General features: G+C 64.2%; 5 protein-coding genes. 4 read left to right on the forward strand and 1 reads right to left on the reverse strand.

Going from position 1 to position 5,296, the window contains the following annotated elements; translation table 11 throughout:
• On the forward strand, nt 1–428 hold a 428-nt coding region (locus WCB02_RS10305; RefSeq protein ID WP_423957980.1), incomplete at its 5' end, for a methyl-accepting chemotaxis protein.
• A gap of 82 nt (nt 429–510) precedes the next feature.
• Here WCB02_RS10305 and WCB02_RS10310 read toward each other — a convergent pair.
• On the reverse strand, nt 511–861 hold the full coding sequence (locus tag WCB02_RS10310; protein ID WP_423957982.1) for a DUF3175 domain-containing protein: 351 nt from the start codon (nt 859–861) through the stop codon (nt 511–513).
• Nucleotides 862–1,182: 321 nt separating this feature from the next.
• Here WCB02_RS10310 and WCB02_RS10315 point away from each other — a divergent pair, with 321 nt between their 5' ends.
• From WCB02_RS10315 to WCB02_RS10325, 3 genes are all read left to right on the forward strand, one after another.
• Nucleotides 1,183–2,622: an MFS transporter gene (locus tag WCB02_RS10315; protein ID WP_423957983.1), complete on the forward strand. Its 1,440-nt coding sequence runs from the start codon at nt 1,183–1,185 to the stop codon at nt 2,620–2,622.
• A gap of 61 nt (nt 2,623–2,683) precedes the next feature.
• Nucleotides 2,684–3,490: a trehalose-phosphatase gene (gene otsB, locus WCB02_RS10320; protein WP_423957985.1), complete on the forward strand. Its 807-nt coding sequence runs from the start codon at nt 2,684–2,686 to the stop codon at nt 3,488–3,490.
• 211 nt (nt 3,491–3,701) lie between these two features.
• Nucleotides 3,702–5,168, forward strand: coding sequence for a trehalose-6-phosphate synthase (locus WCB02_RS10325; protein ID WP_423957984.1), 1,467 nt, complete (start codon nt 3,702–3,704; stop codon nt 5,166–5,168).
• Nucleotides 5,169–5,296: the final 128 nt, after the last annotated feature.

Genomic DNA, 5,296 nt, shown 5'->3' on the forward strand with positions numbered 1-5,296 from the left:
GCGCCGGCGATGCCGGCCGCGGCTTTGCCGTGGTCGCCTCCGAGGTCAAATCGCTCGCCAGTCAGACCGCGAAGGCAACCGACGAGATCTCGCAGCATATCTCCGGCATGCAGGACGCGACGCAGCAGTCGGTTGCGGCGATCAAGGAGATCGGTTCGACGATCGGCCAGATCTCGAGCATCGCCTCCGCCATCGCCAGCGCGGTCGAGCAGCAGGGCGGTGCGACGCAGGAGATCGCCCGCAACGTTCAGCGGGTCGCGCACGGCACGCACGAGGCCGCCGCCAACATCGTCAAGGTCAATCGTGGCGCCGCCGAAACCGGCTCGGCCTCGGAGGAGGTGCTGAGCTCGGCCAAGGCCTTGTCGAGCGAGAGCACGCGGCTGCGCGCCGAACTGGATCGCTTCATGCAGACCATTCGGGCGGCTTAAACGGCCGTGATTCCGGGTCTGCGCGGAGCCGGTCGTCGGCCGCGCATTCGCGCGACCCGGTGACTGATCCTGGAATGACGGCTTATTCTCGACCGAACTGGCGCCTCAGCTCGACCTTCGCCCGCTCGAGCCGATCGCGTTCGGTCTTCGGCAGCGTCTTGCCGGCGCGGTTGATGTAGAAGGTCAGCATCGACAGCGCCGAGCGGTAGGCACCCGACTTGCGGCGCGAACTCGTTTCCGCCGAGCGCTTCAGCGAGGACGCGATCTTCCTGGCGCTGGTGAGCTTGAAGACGCCGCGCTTGAGATCAAGTGCGTCGCTGTTGCGGGTGACGCGTTGCGACCAGCGCTTTGGCGCGCGTTTCCGCGCCGTGCTCCCTGGCGTTGTGTTTCGCGGGCCGGTTTTGCGTGCGGCGGCCTTTTTGCGCGCGACCATCGATAACTCCATGTGTTTCCTTGGAAAGATGGGTTTCCTTGGAAGGTTATCTTGGAAAACGGACAGGGCGGCGCTCTGTTCCTGCAATCTTTTGCGGCGGAACCCTCGCCGCGCCGCAACGTTGTCGCGGGGCGGCATGACCTTATGCCGTCAGCGCGCCTCGACGGCCTGGGATCATCGCGCCTTGGGATCATCGCGGTCCGGGCTTTTTCACATTGGTCCAACCCAATGAATTTGCAGCACCGCCTGGCTGGGGATAACGCCGCTCCCGTCGACTTGGCCGCCAACCTGGCCCCCACTTCGGTCCCGATGTCTGCGGCGATGCGGCGAAGCGAAGATGAAATCATCGAGACCACCATTCCCGCGCAACTGGACAGCCTCGCCTGGAGCGGCTTTCACACCCGCGTCGTGCTCGCGCTCGGCATCACCTGGATCCTGGATGGGCTGGAAGTCACGCTGGCCGGCGCCTTGTCCGGGGCGCTGAAGGAGAGCCCGACGCTGCATTTCTCCAATTTCGATGTCGGCCTTGCCAACAGCGCCTATCTCGCCGGCGCCGTGCTCGGCGCGCTGGGTTTCGGCTGGCTCACCGATCGCATCGGGCGGAAGAAGCTGTTCTTCATCACGCTCGCGCTCTATCTCGCGGCAACGGCCGCGACCGCGGCCTCGTGGAGCGTCGCAAGCTACGCGGTGTTCCGGTTCCTGACCGGCGCCGGCATCGGCGGCGAATATACCGCGATCAATTCCACGATCCAGGAACTGGTGCCGGCGCGTTATCGCGGCTGGACCGACCTCGTCATCAACGGCAGTTTCTGGCTCGGCGCCGCGCTCGGTGCGGGCAGCGCGATCGTGCTGCTCGATCCCGCTCACGCCGGGCCCGATCTCGGCTGGCGGCTGGCATATTTCACCGGCGCGGCTCTCGGCCTGATCGTCTTCGTGATGCGGATGTGGATTCCGGAAAGCCCGCGCTGGCTGATGATCCATGGTCATCCCGAGCGCGCGAAGGCGATCGTCGCCGATATCGAACGCAGCGCGATCGGACATGCGCAGGATTTGGATGGTCACGCCTTTGCGACCATCCGGCTCAAGATGCGCGATCACACCCCGCTTGGCGAGGTCGCGCGGACGCTGTTGTCGTCCTATCGCGAGCGGGCGCTGGTCGGGCTGGTCCTGATGGTCGCGCAGGCCTTCTTCTACAACGCCATCTTCTTCACCTTCGCGCTGGTGCTGATCGACTTCTACGGCATCGCCTCCGACCAAGTCGGCTGGTACATCCTGCCGTTCGCCGCCGGCAATTTCCTCGGTCCGCTGCTGCTCGGCCGGCTGTTCGACACGCTCGGTCGACGCGCCATGATCGCGTTCACCTATGGCGCATCGGGCGTGCTGCTCGCGCTGTCCGGCTATCTGTTCTCGATCGGCGCCTTGAGCGCGCAGAGCCAGACCGTCGCCTGGATGGTGATTTTCTTCTTCGCTTCGCCCGCCGCGAGCGCGGCCTATCTCACCGTCAGCGAGACCTTTCCGCTCGAGGTGCGGGCGCTGGCGATCGCGTTGTTCTATGCCATCGGCACCGGGATTGGCGGGGTCGCGGGACCGGCGCTGTTCGGCGCGCTGATCGATACCGGATCGCGCCCAAGGGTCTTCCTGGGCTACCTGTTCGGATCGGCGTTGATGATCGCCGCCGCGCTTGTCGCCTGGCGGTATTGCGTCGCGGCCGAGCGCCGGCCGCTGGAATCGGTGGCGCGGCCGCTTGCCATTGTGGAGTAGAATGATGAACCAAGGCTTCGAACAAGGCTCCAACACCGGCTTGAACGAGGATATCGCCGAGATGCCATTGCGAAAAGAATCCCCGCCGGCGGTGGCCGACGCCGTTCCGCTGCCGCGCACGCTGGTGCCGCATCTGGATGACACGGCGATCCTGCTCGACATCGACGGCACGCTGCTCGATCTGATGCCGACGCCGCGCGAAGTCTGGGTGCCCCCGGGTCTTGCCGAGACGCTGCGCGGCTTGCTGTCGCGCACATCGGGCGCGCTGGCGCTGGTCAGCGGGCGTTCGTTGAATGACATCGACCTGATCTTCGCGCCGGACCAGTTTCCGGCCATTGGCGGTCATGGCGCGGAAATGCGGCTGCGGGGCGATGGCGATTCGGCCGCGACACGCGCGCCGCAGATGGACCAGGAATTGAAGCGCCGTCTGGCTGCAATTGCCCGGCTTAGTCCGGGAATCCTGCTCGAGGACAAGGGATATTCGCTGGCGCTGCATTACCGTCTCGCGCCGCATGCGGAACAGGCGATCTACGAAGCGGTTTCGCTGATCAGGGCCGACCTGCCGGATGCGCCGATCGAGGTGCTGCCGGGCAAGTGTGTCTGCGAAATCAAGCCGGCCGGTTTCACCAAGGCGAGCGGCGTGCGCGCATTGATGACGCATCAGCCGTTCAGGGGCCGCCGTCCCTTCTTCATCGGCGACGACGTCACGGACGAATCAGTATTTGCGATCATGCCGGATTTCGACGGGCTGGCGTTCTCCGTCGGCCGGCGTGCTCAGGGCGTCGCCGGGCATTTTGATGCCCCGCAAGATGTCAGGGAGTTCCTCGCCCGCTTGCTTGATGATGGTGGCTCCGCAGCGAAACCATAATCGACCTGGTGTGGTCGTGGTTGTCTTGACAAAGACCGACCGGGGACACAGTTCCAGGGCCCGAAAAGCGCGCCCGCGACAATTTCCCTGATTGACTCCGCCGCCGTTCCACCCCGCGCGAGCCCGAATTTGGTTTCATTTCGTTGAAAGGGTGTCCGGGAACCATAATGATGAACGTTAGTTAAACACGGCGGACTTCAGGAGCGGACCTGTGAACCTCGTCGTCGTTTCCAACCGCGTTTCGCGCGGAAAAGCCAATGAACCCATGACCGGCGGGCTGGCCGCCGCTTTGCTGCCGGTCGTCGAGAACTCGGGCGCGATCTGGGTGGGTTCCTCGGGCCGGGTGCGTGACGGCGCGGTCAAGGAACCGTTTGCCGAAATCGAGCCGCTGGGCGAAGGCGCGTTGGCTTTGCTCGATCTGCCGGCAGCGCATTACGGCGGCTATTACGAGGGTTTTGCCAATTCCGCGCTCTGGCCGGCCTTGCATTCGCGCAGCGACCTGATTCGGGTGTCACATGGCGACTATGTGTCGTATCGCGAAGTCAACGCCTTCATGGCACGCGCATTGCTGCGCTTCAACAGGCCCGGGACCGCCTTCTGGATCCAGGATTATCATTTCCTGGCGCTCGGCGCCGAATTGCGCGATCTCGGTGTGACCGCGCCGGTCGGCTTCTTTCTGCACACGCCATGGCCCGAGCGCGGTGTGGTCGAGAGCGTGCCGCGTCATCGCGAGTTGATCGAGGCGATGCTGGCCTATGACCTGATCGGCTTTCAGACCGAGGGCGATCGGGAGAATTTCCTCGCCTATGTCCGTTCCGATCTCGGACTCCCGATCCATGACCATATGGTGGTCTCCAACCATGGCCGCACACGGCTGGGGGTGTTTCCAATCGGGATCGACGCGGAGAAGTTCGCGCAGGGCGCTGCCAAGGCGGTGACGCATCCCGACGTGTCGCGACTGCGGCGCAGCCTGAACGGCGAGAAGCTTGCGATCGGCGTCGACCGGCTGGATTACTCGAAGGGACTGCTCAACCGGATCAATGCCTTCGACCAGATGTGGACCGCGCACCCCTCGCTGGTTCGCGCCGTATCGCTGCTGCAGATCGCGACGCCGTCGCGCGGCTCGATCGAGGCCTATGGCAATTTGCAGAACGAGGTCGCAAGGCTGGTCAGCGACGTCAATGGCCGCCATGGCGAGGCGGACTGGACCCCGATCCGCTATTTGAACAAGGGCTATGGCCAGGGCGTGCTGGCCGGCCTCTATCGCACCGCGCAGGTCGGCGTGGTGACGCCACTGCATGACGGCATGAACCTGGTCGCAAAGGAATATGTCGCGGCTCAGAATCCGGCCGATCCGGGCGTGCTGGTGCTGTCGAAATTCGCGGGCGCCGCGAACGAGCTCGACACCGCGCTGGTCGTCAATCCGCACGATATCGAGGGCATGGCGCGGGCCATCGCGATGGCGGTTTCGATGCCGCTGTCGGAACGGCGCATGCGCTATGAAGCGATGATGGACAGGCTGCGGCGGCACTCGATCCAGCAGTGGTTCGCCGATTTCATCGAGGCGCTGCAGGATAGCCAGACCGACAAGGCCGCCATCATTGAGCCGCTGCTGGCCGGTGCGCCGGCGCCATGGCCGCCACGGCGCGCATTGCATGGCGGCGCGCGGTATCATTAGACGGAAGTTGCGTGGCTTTCCGAGCCTAAGCGGCTGATAATATTTGCACAACCTTGTTTCAGGCATGTTTTATGTAGCCATGTAATTTAGTGATTTTAGCTTGACGAGGTGAGTTGCTCATGATTCAA

This window comes from Bradyrhizobium sp. (assembly GCF_049581145.1).
Lineage (GTDB): Bacteria > Pseudomonadota > Alphaproteobacteria > Rhizobiales > Xanthobacteraceae > Bradyrhizobium.

What these genes read in the sequence shown, in the direction of transcription:
- WCB02_RS10310 (WP_423957982.1), bottom strand. Translation starts at nt 861, where the DNA reads ATGGTCGCGCGCAAAAAGGCCGCCGCACGCAAAACCGGCCCGCGAAAC.
- WCB02_RS10315 (WP_423957983.1), top strand. Translation starts at nt 1,183, where the DNA reads ATGCGGCGAAGCGAAGATGAAATCATCGAGACCACCATTCCCGCGCAA.
- otsB (WP_423957985.1), top strand. Translation starts at nt 2,684, where the DNA reads ATGCCATTGCGAAAAGAATCCCCGCCGGCGGTGGCCGACGCCGTTCCG.